This window comes from Ruegeria sp. HKCCE4148 (assembly GCF_017872495.1).
Lineage (GTDB): Bacteria > Pseudomonadota > Alphaproteobacteria > Rhodobacterales > Rhodobacteraceae > Ruegeria.
In genome coordinates this window covers 892485-908230 of sequence record NZ_JAEDOS010000001.1, presented here as the reverse complement: position 1 = coordinate 908230, position 15746 = coordinate 892485, and the positions used below count along the sequence as shown (strand labels likewise).

18 protein-coding genes are annotated in these 15746 nt (G+C 57.6%); 13 read left to right on the top strand and 5 right to left on the bottom strand.

The features are described from left to right. Positions 1 to 77: 77 nt before the first annotated feature. From I9187_RS04460 to arsC, 4 genes are read left to right on the top strand one after another with little or no spacing between them, the layout of a single operon-like run. Complete coding sequence (locus tag I9187_RS04460; protein ID WP_171727610.1) at positions 78 to 416, top strand: DUF952 domain-containing protein; 339 nt, start codon at positions 78 to 80, stop codon at positions 414 to 416. Next, complete coding sequence (locus I9187_RS04455; RefSeq protein ID WP_171238239.1) at positions 413 to 844, top strand: DUF1330 domain-containing protein; 432 nt, start codon at positions 413 to 415, stop codon at positions 842 to 844. Before I9187_RS04460 ends, I9187_RS04455 begins: the two co-directional genes overlap by 4 nt. Then, a complete protein-coding gene (locus I9187_RS04450) occupies positions 841 to 1899 on the top strand; it encodes a quinone-dependent dihydroorotate dehydrogenase (RefSeq protein WP_171177541.1) in 1059 nt (352 codons plus the stop codon). Before I9187_RS04455 ends, I9187_RS04450 begins: the two co-directional genes overlap by 4 nt. Next, on the top strand, positions 1896 to 2237 hold the full coding sequence (gene arsC, locus I9187_RS04445) for an arsenate reductase (glutaredoxin) (protein WP_171177544.1): 342 nt from the start codon (positions 1896 to 1898) through the stop codon (positions 2235 to 2237). Before I9187_RS04450 ends, arsC begins: the two co-directional genes overlap by 4 nt. On the opposite strand, the gene I9187_RS04440 is transcribed toward arsC, so the two are convergent. From I9187_RS04440 to I9187_RS04430, 3 genes are read right to left on the bottom strand one after another with little or no spacing between them, the layout of a single operon-like run. Then, a complete protein-coding gene (locus I9187_RS04440; protein ID WP_171177547.1) occupies positions 2234 to 3550 on the bottom strand; it encodes an MATE family efflux transporter in 1317 nt (438 codons plus the stop codon). The two genes, arsC and I9187_RS04440, sit on opposite strands and share 4 nt — an antisense overlap. A 2-nt stretch (positions 3551 to 3552) precedes the next feature. Further along, positions 3553 to 4071 (bottom strand): PaaI family thioesterase, encoded by a 519-nt coding sequence (locus I9187_RS04435; protein WP_171177549.1) that lies wholly within the window; start codon positions 4069 to 4071, stop codon positions 3553 to 3555. 1 nt (position 4072) lies between these two features. Further along, positions 4073 to 4492 (bottom strand): PaaI family thioesterase, encoded by a 420-nt coding sequence (locus tag I9187_RS04430; RefSeq protein ID WP_171177551.1) that lies wholly within the window; start codon positions 4490 to 4492, stop codon positions 4073 to 4075. A 115-nt stretch (positions 4493 to 4607) separates the two neighbouring features. Here I9187_RS04430 and I9187_RS04425 point away from each other — a divergent pair, with 115 nt between their 5' ends. The 8 genes from I9187_RS04425 (at position 4608) to I9187_RS04390 (ending at position 12594) form a co-directional block, all read left to right on the top strand. After that, positions 4608 to 4976 carry a MerR family DNA-binding transcriptional regulator gene (locus I9187_RS04425; RefSeq protein ID WP_171177553.1) on the top strand — a complete coding sequence of 123 codons (369 nt, stop codon included), beginning with the start codon at positions 4608 to 4610 and terminating at the stop codon, positions 4974 to 4976. Between the two features lie 269 nt (positions 4977 to 5245). Continuing rightward, the gene (locus tag I9187_RS04420) at positions 5246 to 5647 is read left to right on the top strand and encodes a MerR family DNA-binding transcriptional regulator (protein WP_171091075.1); all 402 of its coding nucleotides are present in this window, start codon (positions 5246 to 5248) and stop codon (positions 5645 to 5647) included. A 42-nt stretch (positions 5648 to 5689) separates the two neighbouring features. Next, positions 5690 to 7471 (top strand): acyl-CoA dehydrogenase C-terminal domain-containing protein, encoded by a 1782-nt coding sequence (locus tag I9187_RS04415; RefSeq protein ID WP_171177557.1) that lies wholly within the window; start codon positions 5690 to 5692, stop codon positions 7469 to 7471. A 53-nt stretch (positions 7472 to 7524) separates the two neighbouring features. After that, entirely contained in the window at positions 7525 to 7737 is a 213-nt protein-coding gene (locus I9187_RS04410; protein ID WP_171091078.1) for a hypothetical protein, read from the top strand. A 313-nt stretch (positions 7738 to 8050) separates the two neighbouring features. Then, on the top strand, positions 8051 to 8689 hold the full coding sequence (locus I9187_RS04405) for a glutathione S-transferase (RefSeq protein ID WP_171177559.1): 639 nt from the start codon (positions 8051 to 8053) through the stop codon (positions 8687 to 8689). An 11-nt stretch (positions 8690 to 8700) separates the two neighbouring features. Then, positions 8701 to 9912: an acetyl-CoA C-acetyltransferase gene (locus tag I9187_RS04400; protein ID WP_171177562.1), complete on the top strand. Its 1212-nt coding sequence runs from the start codon at positions 8701 to 8703 to the stop codon at positions 9910 to 9912. Next, on the top strand, positions 9912 to 10400 hold the full coding sequence (locus I9187_RS04395; protein WP_209940074.1) for a cupin domain-containing protein: 489 nt from the start codon (positions 9912 to 9914) through the stop codon (positions 10398 to 10400). Before I9187_RS04400 ends, I9187_RS04395 begins: the two co-directional genes overlap by 1 nt. Then, complete coding sequence (locus I9187_RS04390; RefSeq protein WP_171236484.1) at positions 10393 to 12594, top strand: 3-hydroxyacyl-CoA dehydrogenase NAD-binding domain-containing protein; 2202 nt, start codon at positions 10393 to 10395, stop codon at positions 12592 to 12594. The genes I9187_RS04395 and I9187_RS04390 overlap by 8 nt, the downstream gene beginning before the upstream one ends. Positions 12595 to 12650: 56 nt before the next feature. On the opposite strand, the gene I9187_RS04385 is transcribed toward I9187_RS04390, so the two are convergent. Beyond that, a complete protein-coding gene (locus I9187_RS04385) occupies positions 12651 to 13424 on the bottom strand; it encodes a Hint domain-containing protein (RefSeq protein ID WP_348540071.1) in 774 nt (257 codons plus the stop codon). A gap of 226 nt (positions 13425 to 13650) precedes the next feature. Further along, positions 13651 to 14586, bottom strand: a complete 936-nt coding sequence (locus I9187_RS04380; RefSeq protein ID WP_171178085.1) for a DMT family transporter — start codon at positions 14584 to 14586, stop codon at positions 13651 to 13653. Between the two features lie 146 nt (positions 14587 to 14732). Here I9187_RS04380 and I9187_RS04375 point away from each other — a divergent pair, with 146 nt between their 5' ends. Then, positions 14733 to 15746 (top strand): hypothetical protein, encoded by a 1014-nt coding sequence (locus I9187_RS04375; protein WP_171619736.1) that lies wholly within the window; start codon positions 14733 to 14735, stop codon positions 15744 to 15746.

The window sequence follows — 15746 nt, the reverse complement described above, 5'->3', positions numbered from 1 at the left end:
TCGTGCGCCTATGACGCCCAAGAGTCAAAGAGGAAATCCAGCTTGATTCCAAGCGCTGCGCGGGGCATCAGATCGATATGCTGATTTACAAAATTTTCCGGGCCGATGAATGGGCCGCCTTGCAAGACAAGGGCGCGACAGATGGCGCGCCAATTGATGTCACCGATGGCTTTGTCCATTTTTCAACGGCTGAACAAGCTGCTGAGACGGCGGCGAAACACTTCGCAGGTGTGGATGATCTGACGTTACTGGCCTGTAATGCCGACGCCATGGGCGAAGATCTGAAATGGGAAGTATCGCGCGGCGGTGCCCTGTTCCCGCATCTCTATCGCCAGATCCGGCTTAGCGACGTTGTCTGGTCACGCCTCCTGCCGTTTGACGGTGCTGTTCACCAGTTCCCCGAGGATATGGAATGACGTCCTTTATCGACCCGGAACGGGATCAGTTCGAGGCATTTAAGGCTCTGGACCGGAACCAGCCAATTGAAATGCTCAATCTGGTGAAATTCCGGGCCACAGCGCAGTATCCTGCTGCGCATGAATTGGCGGGCGCGGGGCTGACCGGGGCACAAGCCTATCAGAAATACGGCGCTGAAACTGCGCCGATTGTTGCACGTATCGGGGCAAGCATTTTGTGGCGTGGGGTGTTTGAAACAACTCTCATTGGGCCGTCGGATGAAACATGGGATGCCGTCTTTATCGCACGCTATCCGACAGCACACGCGTTCCTTGAAATGGTGACAGACCCGGTGTACCGGGCGGCGGTGATCCATCGTCAGGCTGCGGTCGAAACCTCGCGCCTGATCCGGTGCGGATCAGGGGAAAGCGGAAAGGCCTTCGGATGAAACTGATTGAAAAACTGGGGCTGAACGCTCTGCACCGCATGGACCCCGAAGCTGCTCATGGCATGTCGATCAAGGCGCTGAAATCCGGTCTAACGCCCGCGCCGGGGCCTGTGACAACACCGCGCCTGAAAACCAACTTGGCGGGTGTGGATCTGCCAAATCCGGTCGGCCTGGCCGCTGGTTTCGACAAGAACGGTGAGGTCCTCGCACCTCTGTCGCGCGCCGGGTTTGGCTTTATCGAGGTGGGCGCAGTCACGCCCCGTCCGCAGCTAGGAAACCCCAAACCACGCCTGTTTCGTCTGACCGAGGACAAGGCAGCCATCAACCGCTTTGGTTTCAACAACGAAGGCATGGAGGTGATGGCCAAACGGCTGGCAGAGCGCCCCAAAGACGCTGTGATCGGCCTGAACCTTGGGGCCAATAAAGACAGCGAAGACCGAGCAGGTGATTTTGCGAAAGTTCTGGCACATTGCGCGGCACATCTGGATTTCGCCACCGTAAACGTATCGTCACCGAACACGGAAAAACTGCGCGATTTGCAGGGCAAGGCCGCGCTGACCGCGCTGTTGAATGGTGTGATCGAAATACGCGATGCACTGCCCCGCCCGCTTCCGATCTTTCTGAAAATTGCGCCTGATCTGACCGAGCCTGAGTTGCAGGACATTGCTGAGGTTGCTCGCGAAACCCGCGTGGATGCGGTGATCGCCACCAACACCACCCTGTCGCGTGACGGGTTGCGTAGCGCGCATAAAGGTGAAGCCGGAGGATTGTCTGGCGCGCCTTTGTTCGAAAAATCCACCCGCGTGCTGGCAAAGCTGAGCCAGTTGACCGGTGGAGAAATCCCGCTGATCGGCGTCGGCGGCATCAGCAACGCAGAACAGGCTTACGCCAAGATCTGCGCCGGGGCGTCTGCTGTACAGTTCTATACCGCCATGGTTTACGGTGGGATCTCACTTGCTGCTGATATCGCGCATGGGCTAGATCAATTGCTGGCGCGTGATGGCTATGACAGCGTTGCCCAGGCCGTGGGCAGCAAACGAGAGGACTGGCTGTGATCGAATACTGGCATAACCCCCGCTGTTCCAAATCCCGCGCCGGACTGGCGCTTTTGGAAGAAAAGGGTGCGCAGATCACATTGCGAAAATACCTTGAAGATGTGCCCTCGGCCGATGCGTTGCGGGCCGCTCAGAAAGCACTGGGACTGCCTGTAATTGACATGGTGCGTACCGGCGAAAAGCGGTTCAAGGAATTGGGGCTGGCAAAAACCGCATCGGATGACGAGCTGATCCGCGCCATGGCCGAGAACCCCATTCTGATCGAACGGCCTCTGGCCATTGCCGCTGACAAAGCTGCCATCGGGCGTCCGCCGGAGAACCTGTTGGCTTTGCTTTAGGCCACTTGCGCTTCCAGCTTGGGATAGCGCCAGCCCATCGTCGCACCCCGCGCGATGTTCAGAACCATCAGTGCGGCCCAAAGGCCGTGATTGCCAAAGCTCGGTACCAGAACGAACAGAGCGACCACATAGATCGCTACGGATTGAATCATTGCGTTGCGCATGGCGCGGGTCCAAGTGGCACCAATGTAGATGCCATCAAACATCCAACTGGCCACACCGACAACTGGCGCTAACGCCGCCCAAAACAAGTAGTCACGGCTGGCCAAACGCACCTCGGGCGAGGTTGACATCAGATCAATCAGGGACGGGCCAGCCAGGAAGAACACAGCCCCCAGTAATATGGCTCCACCAAGCCCCCATTGCGATGCCATGATACTGGCGCGTCGCAGCTGGTGCCGATCCCGCGCACCGACTGCGCCACCGACCAAAGCCTCGGCCGAAAAGGCGAACCCGTCCAGGGCGAAGGCTGTGATCTCAAGGAATTGCAGAAGAACCTGATTGGCGGCCAGGTTCACGTCGCCCAGATCCGCGCCCACGAAAAGGAAGGTCGTAAACGAGCCCGTCAAAAGGACCGATCGGATCATGATGTCACCGTTGACCTGCATCATTCGGCGTAGGCGCGCAGCATCGAAAATCCTGGCCCGGTCGCGCCAGATTTTACCTTCGAATCCATCCCGACACAGCCAAAGGCCCAGCGCCAAACCAGTCCACTCTGCGATCAGGGTGGCCACAGCGACGCCCTCCACGCCCCATCCCAGCCCCAGAACAAACCACAGGTCCAGAACGATATTCAGCCCGTTCATCCAAATTTGCAGAACGAAAACGCCACGCGTCCGTTCAACCGCGATCAGCCATCCGGTCACGGCATACAAAGCAATGGTGGCCGGAGCACCCCAAATACGAATCTCGAGATAGGCGCGCGTCAATGCCTCAACTTCGGGGCTGGCAGGTGACAGGGCAAATGCCCCGGCAAAGACCGCTGCTTGCGCAAGAACAAAGAACACACCGGCCGCTGCACCCAACATCAAGCCCCGGATCAGCAAAGCACGGGTTTCCACTACGTCACCTGCCCCGCGCGCTTGGGCAGCCAAACCGGTCGTGCCCATGCGTAGAAAACCGAATATCCAATAGATCGAGGCCAGAATGACCGCACCCACACCCACGGCACCGATCGGTGCGGCCTGCCCCATTTGCCCCACAACGCCCGTATCGACCGCGCCAAGAATGGGCACGGTTGCGTTCGACAGAACAATCGGGACTGCGATCTTCAGCACCCGCCTATGCGTGATGGGCGCCGAGGCGTCCTGCATGGTCAGCCCTTATCTCTGGGAGGTTGAGGCATCAGGAAATGCCCGGACGCCTGCGCAAAAAGTTTTGCATGGTTGTCCTGCCAGGCTTCAACCCGGACCGAGGCATAGCGCCGACCGGATCGGCTGATAAAGGCCCGCGCATAGGCATCGCGTGGCAAGCCTGAGCGTAGGTAGTCAACGGTAAAGTCGATTGTCTTGGGAAAGCGAATGCTCTTGTCCGTCACGATGGCTTCGGCGTCTATCTCTCCGCTTTCTATGCTTGGGAACATGTGTTCCCAGCTAAGCGTGATGACGGCTGTCACTTCGAGAAACGCAGCTGTCACGCCGCCGTGAATCGCAGGCAGAAACGGATTGCCAATCAGCTTGTCATCAAAGTGCAGAACACCGGTCAATTCATCACCGCGTCGGTCGAAGCCGATGTTGAGAAAACGGATGTAAGGAACACCATCAACCAACGCGCGCAATGCCGCATCACGCCTTTGCTTGACCACCTGCACGGGTTCTGGACGCGGTCTTGCCATGTTACTTCCCCTCAACCGTGAAAGAGCCGGCCGCAGTCGCCACCGGTAAGTCCTTGTCGTTATCCACTGCAGTGGCCCGAACAAAGGCAACGTTCCGCGTGATGTGATAGCAGGTCGCGCTGGCGGTAATGGTCTGACCTGGCTTTGCCGCACGCATGTAGTCGATCCGGAGGTCGATAGTTGCTGTCCCGCCGGGCGCGGAAGGGTGGCTCATGACAGCAGCGCCGCAGCATGTATCCAAGATGGTCGAGATCGCCCCACCATGGATCACGCCGGTGCGCGGATCTCCGATCAGGTCCTCGTTGTATGGCAGGGTAATCTCTGCCTCACCCTCGCCGATATGGGTCAGCGTCAGGTTCAAAGCCCGCGCATGAGGGATCGCCTCGATAAACTGGCGGGCTAAAACTGTCTTGTCGACCATCGTTATCTGTCCTGTTCTCTGCGCCCCCTTTATGAGCCGCTGCATCGGCAAAGGGCAAGCCCACCTGTTGCGCTTGGGATCGGGACCGCCTAGGTTGCTGGCGAGGAGATCAGGAATGTCCAACAATCGTTTGTCATTCAAAGAGATGTGTGCCGAGTTCGACGTAACGCCGCGCACCCTGCGCTATTACGAATACATCGAACTTTTGCAGCCGGACCGCGAAGGTCGGTCCCGCTTTTACGGTGCGCGGGAATGCGCCCGGATGAAGCTGATCATGCGTGGCCGTAAGTTTGGCTTCCCACTGGAAGAGATTCGCCAATGGCTGTTGATCTATGAAGATCAGGGCAACGCGGCGCAAATGGCCACATTTGTCGAAATGGCTGATCGTCAGATGAGCGAGCTTGAACAGCAGCGCCAGCAACTGGACGAAGCGATGGATGAGCTGAAGCGTCTGCGCGATCAGACGGCAAAGTCTCTGGAATAACCCCCCGTATTCTTAAGTCTGCTTCGCCAAGTCAGCGCGGCTCAGCACACCTCATGCGTGTGAGAACAACTTTCACACACGCAAAAGGCTGAGTTTTCGCGTGACCTTAGGGAAAGAAAATTTCATCAATCAGCGTTTACGCGTTCGGATGTTACGTCAACTTTGAAATGACGCAGCGTCTGAATTACGTAAACGTCACTCACGTGTTGTAAAGCGCAAAGCAACTGCGCAACTCATGTTTCATGACGCCAGTGACGAGAGTATGACGAATGACCGAAGATGTGATGACAATCCGCGAGATGTGCGAGACCTATGATGTCACACCACGCACATTGCGGTTTTACGAGGCCAAGGAACTTTTGTTCCCGATCCGCGAAGGCCAAAAACGTCTGTTCACCAAGCGTGACCGGGCGCGGCTGAAACTGATTCTACGCGGCAAACGCTTTGGCTTCAGCCTGGAAGAAATCCGCCAACTTCTGGATCTGTACCATGTGGGCGACCAGCAGGTCACTCAGATGACCCGCACCTATGAAATCGCGTTAGAACGCCTGGCCGACATGGAAGAACGCCGCCGCGAACTGACGCAAGCCATCGACGATCTGAAAGAGCAGTTGCGCTGGGGCGAGAAGGTTATCGCCTCGATGAAACAGGAAAAGAAGGCGGCCGAATAACCTCGACCCGCCATCCGGACATATGAATTAAGGGAGCTTCACATGCCCGTTTACAACGCGCCAACCAAAGACACGCAGTTCATCCTGCATGACGTTCTGAAAATCTCGCAGTCGGATGTGCCCGGCTATAACGAATTGGAAGCCGAATTTACCGGCGCGGTTCTGGAAGAGGCTGGCAAGGTTGCCACCAACGTACTGCATCCGCTGAATGTCGTGGGTGACACAGAAGGGTGCCGGTTGGAAAACGGTATTGTGTACACTCCTACCGGTTTCAAAGACGCCTTCGAGCAAATGAAGGAAGGTGGCTGGACTGGCCTCGACATGCCGGAAGAATATGGCGGCCAGAACATGCCTTATGTAATTGGCACCGCCGTCGGCGAGATGTTCTCAGGCTCCAACCAGGCATTCACCATGTATCAGGGCCTGACCCATGGCGCGGCCTCGGCCATCCTGGCGCACGGGACTGACGAACAGAAGAACAAGTACCTGCCAAACATGGTCAGCTGTGAATGGACCGGCACCATGAACCTGACCGAGCCGCATTGCGGCACCGATCTGGGCCTGATGCGCACCAAGGCCGAACCACAGGGCGATGGCAGCTACAAGATCTCGGGGCAGAAGATTTTCATCTCGTCCGGCGACCATGACATGGCCGACAACATCGTCCATCTGGTGCTGGCCAAGATTCCCGGCGGCCCCGAGGGCATCAAGGGCGTGTCGCTGTTTATCGTGCCAAAGTTCATTGTCAACGAAGACGGCACACCGGGTGAGCGTAACGGCGTCTCTGTCGGCAAGATCGAAGAGAAAATGGGCATCCACGGCAACTCGACCTGCGTCATGAACTATGACGAGGCCACCGGTTGGCTTTTGGGCGAAGAACACAAAGGCATGCGCGCCATGTTCACCATGATGAACGAAGCGCGTCTTGGTGTGGGGATGCAAGGTCTGGCACAGGCCGAGGCCGCGTACCAGAATGCTCTGGAGTACGCCAAGGACCGCCTGCAAGGTCGCGACGTAACCGGCGTGAAGAACCCGGACGGTCCTGCCGATCCGTTGATCGTACACCCTGACATCCGCCGTAACCTGATGGACCAGAAAAGCTTTACCGAAGGGGCGCGGGCGTTCATCCTGTGGGGCGCGACGATGCTCGACAAAGCGCACCGCGCGGGTGACAAGGACGCGGATGGTCTGATCTCGCTGCTGACCCCGGTCATCAAGGGTTTCCTGACGGATCAGGGCTATGACATGACCGTACAAGCTCAACAGGTCTATGGCGGCCATGGCTACATTGAAGAATGGGGCATGTCGCAATATACCCGCGACGCCCGTATCGCGATGATCTACGAAGGCGCGAATGGCGTTCAGGCGCTTGACCTTGTCGGCCGCAAACTAGCGCAGGATGGCGGCAAGCACGTCATGGCATTCTTTGAGATGGTCAAAACATTCTGCAAGGAAAACGGTGGCAAGGACGAAGCATATGACAAGGCCTTCATCGAACCGCTGAAAGCTGCATCCAAGGACCTGCAAGCCGCTGGCATGTACTTCATGCAGGAAGGTATGAAGAACCCGAACAACGCGCTGTCTGGTTCGTACGACTTCATGCACATGTTCGGTCATGTCTGCCTGGGCCTGATGTGGGCGCAAATGGCAAAAGCCGCACAGGATGCGCTGGACCGAGGTGCGTCGGACAAAGAGTTCTACGAAACCAAGATTAACACCGGCCGCTTCTACATGGCTCGACGCTTGCCTGCGACGGCGATGCACCTTGCGCGCATCCGGACAGGCGCGGACACGGTCATGGCACTGGACGCAGCGAATTTCTGATCTCAATCTTGGCTCAGGCAAAGCTGCCCAAGCCCGCACCCGGAGGAGAAAAGATGCCAAAACGCTTTCGCCTGACCCGCCGTTTTCCCGTCGCCATGACGGAAGACGGATATCGCAAACTCAAAGCCTTCGCGCGTGAGGCCGGTTTGGACGAAGGTGAAGCACTGTCTTTTCTGTTCGAAAATTTCAACAGCGTGATTGATGAGGAAAACCTGACCCATCGCTTGCGGATTTTCAACTCTGAACTTGAAGCGCGCAAGCGGTGACGTCGGAACGCCAAGTCTATGGCACACACAAGCCAACCGATCACTCCGCCTCCGGCGGCCGTATTTGGAACAAGAGGAAGATATGGATGCGCGTCCACCCCGCCATCCGGGAACTGATCTCACTAGGTGGCACTCAGCCGGGACGGCGGGGCTTCTCCTCGTACGGTCATCGGCTCGGCAGCCTGTACCGCAAGAGGACGAAACCGCATTAACCTTAAGAAACCGTTACGAGAAAAGTGTAAACCCGCCCTTCTTCTCGTTTCAAATACGGAACTACCGACCTATCCACAAACGCCACGGGAGGGGCGATTGAATGACCATAAAGCTGCATTGCTTCGGAGAAAGCGGAAATAGCTACAAGGCCGCACTCGCTCTTGAAATGTCCGGGTTGGACTGGGAACCGGTCTTTGTCGACTTTTTCAACGGTGCGACGCGCACCCCGGAGTTTCGCGCCGAAGTGAATGAGATGGGCGAAGCGCCTGTCCTGATCGACGGTGTTTTTCGGACCAGCCAGTCCGGCGCCATTCAGGCTTACGTGACCGAGAAGTCCGGTAAATTCGGTGGCAAGGATCGGGATGAGAACTACGACATCCTGCGCTGGGTTTTGTGGGACAACCACAAGCTCAGTTCAATGGCCGGGCTGACACGGTTCCTGATCAATTTCCTGCCCGAACAGCACCGGAACCCGGACGTAATTGCTTTTAACCAGGGGCGCCTGAAGACAGCTTACCAAGTTTTGAACGCCCATTTGGACGGTCGCGACTGGATCGTCGGTGACGGCGTGACGAACGCCGATCTCAGCTGCTGCGGCTACCTTTATTATCCCGAACCATTCGGCTTTGACCGTGCCGACTGGCCCCATATCGACGCCTGGCTGATCCGGTTATCCGAGCAGCCCGGCTGGAAACACCCCTATGACCTGATGCCCGGCAACCCGTCGGATCGAGCTTAAGGAGAAGACCCATGACCGAAGCTTATATTTATGACGCCTTGCGCACCCCGCGCGGCAAGGGCCGTAAGGATGGCAGCCTGCACGAGGTTACCACGGTGCGCCTGTCCGCCCTGACCCTGAACGCGATGAAAGAACGCAATAACCTTGAAGGCCACGCCGTCGAGGACGTGATCTGGGGCAACGTCACGCAAGTGATGGAACAAGGCGGCTGTTTGGCCCGCTCGGCGGTTCTGGCCTCGGACCTGGATCAGTCGATCCCAGGACTGGCGATCAACCGCTTCTGCGCCTCAGGCATGGAAGCCGTGAACCTGGCGGCAAACCAAGTCAAAGGCGGCGCTGGCGATGCTTATATCGCTGGCGGTGTTGAGATGATGGGCCGTGTGGCTATGGGCAGCGACGGCGCGGCGATTGCAGTTGATCCTTCGCTGGCAATGGAGACCTACTTCGTTCCGCAGGGTATTTCAGCGGATATTATCGCTACTGAGTATGGCTTTAGCCGCGACGACGCAGACGCGCTGGCCGTCGAATCGCAACGGCGTGCGGCAGAGGCCTGGGAAGACAACCGGTTTGAGAAATCCGTCATCAAGGTGACTGACCAGAACGGCCTGACCATTCTCGATCGCGACGAATACATGCGCCCCGGTACTGACATGCAGAGCCTCGGCGCGCTGAACCCGTCCTTCCAGATGATGGGCGAGCAGATGCCCGGCTTCGACAAGGTGGCGATGATCAAGTACCCGCATCTGGAACGGATCAACCACATCCACCACGCGGGCAACAGTTCGGGCATCGTGGACGGCGCGGCGGCTGTTCTGATCGGCAACAAAGAGTTCGGTGAAAAATACGGCCTCAAGCCGCGCGCCCGTATCAAGGCAACCGCCAAGATCGGCACCGATCCGACCATCATGCTGACCGGCCCGGTTCCGGTGACCGAAAAGATCCTGGCCGACAATGGCATGAAGATCGGCGATCTGGACCTGTTCGAAGTGAACGAAGCATTTGCCTCGGTCGTGCTGCGGTTCCAGCAGGCATTCGACGTCGATCCGGCCCTTGTGAACGTGAACGGCGGCTCGATCGCGATGGGTCACCCGTTGGGTGCAACCGGCGCGATGATCATCGGCACACTGCTGGATGAGCTTGAGCGTCAGGACAAGGAAACCGGTCTGGCCACGCTTTGTATCGCGTCCGGCATGGGTGCAGCAACGATTATCGAGCGGATCTGATGCCTAAGCTGGATCTCTCTCAGATCCCGTTCAAGGGTGGCTCGTCCTATCCTGGCAAGCTGGCTGAGGCGGTCGGAGGCCGTTTCAAAAAGGGCGTTGGAGATGCGGGTGGGCTGACCCAGTTCGGGGTCAACATCGTGCGGCTTGAGCCACAAGCTCTGTCCTCGCTGCGTCATTACCACATGGAGCAGGACGAGTTTGCCATCATGCTCAGCGGTACATGCGTGCTGATCGACGACGATCGTGAGCATGAGATGCAGCCCGGTGATTGCGCCGCCTGGCCCGCTGGTGAAACCAACGGCCATCACCTTGTGAACAAAACCGATGCGCCTGCGACCTTTCTGGTGGTGGGCACTCGGACCCCGACCGAGACCTGTTTTTACAGCGACTTAGACATGATGGTGAAGGATGATGAGAACGGATTCTCTTTCACCCGGAAAGACGGCAGCCCGCTGACGGCTGACCAGATTGGAGATGACAATGACTGATTTCACTCTGAGCAAAGACGCGGACGGCGTCGCCTTCGTAACCTGGGACGCCCTGGGCAAATCCATGAACGTGCTGACCCGCGAGGCGTTTCAGGAGGTCAGCCAGCTGATCGATCAGGCCCTGAACGATGATGAGATCAAGGGGATCGTCATCACTTCGGGCAAAGAGGGCTCGTTTGCAGGCGGCATGGACCTGAATACGCTGGCCACCATTCGCCAGGAGGCGGGTGAAGAACCGGCGCAAGCGCTGTTCGATTTCGTCATGGGTGGCCACCACATTCTGCGCAAGCTGGAATTGGCAGGTATGGACCCCAAGACCAAGAAGGGCGGCAAGCCTATTGCCTGCGCAATCAACGGCACATGCGCCGGGATCGGGACCGAGATCGCCCTTGCCTGCCATCACCGCGTGATGACCGACAACCCGAAATCCAAGATCGGTCTGCCCGAAATTCTGCTGGGTATCTTCCCAGGTGGCGGCGGGACAATGCGCTATAGCCGCATGGTTGGTGCGATGGCGGCGGCTCCCGTCCTGCTGGAAGGCAAGATGATGGACCCGAAGAAGGCTAAGGGTGCACAGCTGATCGACGCAGTTTCAGATGACCCGGTTGCTGCAGCCAAGGAATGGGTTCTGAACGCCAAGGATGCCGATTTGGTAAAGCCTTGGGACGCGAAAGGCTACAAGATGCCCGGCGGCGCACCTTACCACCCTGCTGGCTTCATGACCTTCGTGGGTGCAAGCGCGATGGTGAACGGCAAGACGCAGGGTGCGTTCCCGGCGGCCAAAGCTCTGCTGAGCTCGATCTATGAAGGCGCATTGGTTGACTTCGACACCGCCCTGAAGATCGAGGCGCGGTGGTTCACCAATGTCCTGATGAACCCGTCTTCGTCGGCCATGATCCGGTCGCTGTTCCTGAACAAGGAAGCGTTGGAGAAAGGCGCTGTGCGTCCCAAGGATGTACCAGATCAGCGCGTTAAAAAGGTCGGCGTTCTGGGCGCGGGCATGATGGGTGCCGGTATCGCTCTGGTTTCCGCCCAGGCCGGGATGGAGGTTGTTCTGATCGACCGTGATCAGGAAGCCGCCGACAAGGGCAAGGCGTACAGCCAAAGCTATATGGACAAGGGCATCAAGCGTGGTAAAGCCACGGCTGAGAAGAAAGAAGCCCTGCTGGCCCGCATCACCGCGACCCCCGATCTGGAACATCTGAACGGCTGCGATCTGATTATCGAAGCCGTGTTCGAAGACCCCGGTGTGAAAGCTGAGATGACCAAGAAGGTAGAGGCCATCATCCCCGAGGATTGCATCTTTGCCTCGAACACCTCGACGCTGCCGATCACGGATCTGGCGAAAGCCTCGGTGCGGCCCGAACAGTTCATCGGCATCCACTTCTTCTCGCCGGTTGAGAAGATGTTCCTGGTCGAAATCATCAAGGGCAAGGAAACCGGGGATCGCGCAGTGGCGAAGGCGCTGGATTATGTCCGTCAGATCCGCAAGACACCGATCGTGGTCAACGATGCGCGCTTCTTCTATGCCAACCGCTGCATCATCCCCTATATCAACGAAGGTGCGCGCATGATCACCGAGGGCGTCAGCCCTATCCTGATCGACAACGCCGCGCGTCAGCTTGGCTTCCCGGTCGGCCCGATCCAGCTGACCGATGAAACTTCGATTGATCTGGGTGCCAAGATTGCCCGCGCCACCAAGGCGGCCATGGGCGATGCCTATCCCGAAAGCCCCTCGGACGATCTGATCTTCTGGATGGAGGAACAGGGCCGACTGGGTCGCAAGGCCAATGCGGGTTTCTTTGACTATGACGACAAGGGCAAGCGCGTCGAATATTGGAAGGGTCTGCAAGACAAGTACCCGCTGGCCGCCGAGCAGCCTGACCTGATCGAAGTCCAGGAACGCCTGATGTTCGCGCAGGTGCTAGAAGCGGTGCGCGCGCTGGAAGAAGGCGTTCTGGAAGACATCCGTGAAGGTGACGTGGGCGCGATTCTGGGCTGGGGTTTTGCGCCTTGGTCCGGTGGCCCGCTCAGCTGGCTGGACATCATCGGCACGCCCTATGCGGCCGAGCGGTGCGATCAACTGGCCGCAACCTACGGCGAGCGCTTCACCTGCCCGCCGCTGCTGCGTGAAATGGCCGAAAAAGGTCAGAGCTTTTATGGCCGCTTCAATCCCGAAGCAAAAGCCGCTTGAAACAATGATGCAGGCGCGTGAAACCACGCGCCTGCATCGTTCTTGTCAGTGTTTGGTTAGATCTGCCATTCGGGCCGCAGGAACAGAACCGGCGCGTTCGGGCGCCCCGGTCGACCAGGCCGCCTGACCCCAGATGGCGGGCGGATCGGAAATATCGGGTCCTGCGGAATGGGCGCAGGCAGTGCACCCAATGGGTTTGCTAGGGCCGACATGTCGCCCTTGATAGCAATCGAATTGACAAGGTCTTCTGCGGCAGTCTCGTCCACGACCTTGTATGCTTGCACTTGGGCTGTCCCCCGCATCGAAAAGCGACCCGAAGGGCAAAACGCTTGCAAGCCCCCTTCGACAAAGATCACCTGATCCTCGTCAAAGAACAGCGAACTGACTTCAAAAGATGATCCCGGAGCTTGAGACATCATGCGCCCAGCCCCATTCAGAACACGTGCGGGCACCACCGAAATTCCTTCGGCCCCTTCATCAATCTTGGACAAGCTAAGTGCCATACCTTGTTCAGGCATCAACCAAACTGGTCGCCCGTTAAAGGCAGCACGGGCCGGTACAAAGATCGGCAGATATTCAGCGCGCCGCTCATCTGCTGGAATGACCACGGTACTGGTCGAGATGCGGCGCACCTCTTTGAAACCGTGGTCGAGTGTTCGAACCAGATCACCTACAGCGATCCGTTCGACTGGCTTCCAGCCACTGGTGGTGGCAATCTTCGTGCCCTGCAAAAATCCGCCACGGCGCGCGTTCATCGCGTGACTTGGATTGATTGGCTCAAACTCGGGCGATTGATTTAGATAAACAGAAATACTCGTAACTTCAGACACGTGCCGAACCCCCTTTGGCACAAATTGGTTATGCCCAATAGCTAGCACCAAAAAATGAAGGCTGTCTTATTTCAGACATAATTGCGCCTGATTTGAGCAATATTTGCCCCATCCCCTTGTATTTTTGTAAACATTCACTCCGTAAATTCGAGCTTTTTTGCCATTTCTGAAACGAAAGACCCGTGCGGGCTGTGGCGAATCCTCGCCATTCGGCCCTTTGTGAGCGTTAGGCCATCTCTTGCAAGGAGGAAGAGCGTTTAGCCCGCCATCCCAACAATGCGCCCGCCAATGCGATCAAGGCAATGCCCGAAACTTGCATGACGCCGATGGACTGCCCAAGTGCTACAAAAGCAAAAAGCGGGCCAAAGATCATGACTGAATACTCGAAGACAGCCACATAAGATGGCTCACCCACCTGATACGCCTTGATCAACATGAAGACCGCGACCGTCGAACCAACGGCCTGGATACCGATCCAAAGCATCGCAGGTCCGAATGCCCAAACCCAGCCCCGCGTGACAAAGCCTTCCGGTCCGTCAGGGGTGTCAACAGGGGAAAGCGTGAAAGCCATGGCGCCAATCGCTCCGGCTGTACCCAGTGTGATAACCATGGCCGCCAACATGGCCACCGTGCTTTCTGACGAGCAATGTGTGCGTGTCAGGATCGAGCCCAACGCATAGAAAAAACCGGCCACAACCGGCAACAGCGTCCGCGTATCAAAGTCGCTCGGGTTTGGCTGCAGCACCAACAAAATACCGGTGAATCCCATCAGAACGGCCAGAATGCGCCAGGGGCCAATCGTCTGCCTGAGCGCCAGAGATGAAATCAACAGCACGAAGATCGGCGACGTGAACAATCCTGCCAACGCTTGCGCAATGGGCATCATCGCCAAAGATGCAAAATAGCACAGCATGGCGACCGTCATCAAAACACTACGTAAAATGACGGATCTCCAACGGCGTGGGCGCAGCCGACCCAAACCCACAACAGAAAGACCGACAATCAATGGAAACATCAGCAAGGCACGGGTCAGATGGAACTGCCACAAGCCAACCGTTTCGGCCAACAGCACCACCACATTGTCGATCACGCCAATGATCGCCATGGAGCCAATCATCAAACCCGAAGCCAAAACCGGCGAAGTTGTTGAATGATCCTGCATGTAAGTGCCTCGATTGCGATCAAAGTTCTGGGACTTTTTCTTGTCGGGTATCCAGCACATTTTGCTTTAGCTGCGCAACAGGTTTGCGCCTAACGAATGCACCATGCTAAGCTGTAGCAAAACAATTCTGAGCAGACCCCATCAAGATGACGGCCCTGAAAAAGTACCAGCGGATCGAAGCCACCGGTCTGTGGCGCCCTTCGCCCGATGAACAGCGGCGAGAGGTTGTGGTATCGATCGGTGAAGCCACTCTGACGATTTCCGACTTCAATGACAGGGCCTTGACCCATTGGTCTTTGGCTGCACTGGAACGACAGAACCCAGGGTCTTTTCCGGCCGTTTTCAACCCCGACGGCGACCCGGACGAAACGCTGGAACTGGCGGAAACCGAAACCACTATGCTGGACGCCATTGACCGCTTGCAACGCGCCATTGATCGCGCGCGCCCGCACCCCGGTCGTCTGCGGTGGTTGAGTGTCGGGGGCGTTGTTGTCGCTGTATTGGCCCTGCTGCTGTTTTGGTTGCCCGGCGCATTGCAGAGCCACGTCGTTTCCGTCGTTCCTCAGGTAAAACGGCAGGAAATCGGTGAGACCATACTGCACAGGATCGAACGTGTCTCAGGGCGCGCCTGTTCTTCGGTGGATGCGCAGGGGTCGCTGGATCGGCTGGCCAAGCGGACTGGTGTACGCCAGATCATTATCCTGCCTGCAGGCGTACAGGACAGTCTGAGCCTTCCCGGCGGCACGGTTGTGTTGAACAAATCGTTGGTGGAAGACTATGAAGACCCTGCCGTCGCCGCGGGTTATGTCATCGCGGAACGCGCCCGCATGGAACAGACGGACCCGCTTGATGATCTTCTGGATCGAACCGGTGCATCTTCGGCCTTCCGTTTGCTGACAACCGGCGGACTGACGCCTGCCATCATCGACAACTACACCGAACAAGTTGTATCAGACCCTCGGCCTTCGCTTTTGGATGACCAGCTTTTGGCGGTCTTTGCACAAGCCGCCCTGCCCTCGACGCCTTATGCATATGCCCGAGATATAACAGGTGAAACTGTCTTGGGACTGATCGAGGCGGACCCGATGGCGGGTCGCACCCTTGAACAAGTTTTGCCGGACCGCGACTGGGTCCGACTTCAGAACATTTGCGGCGAATAA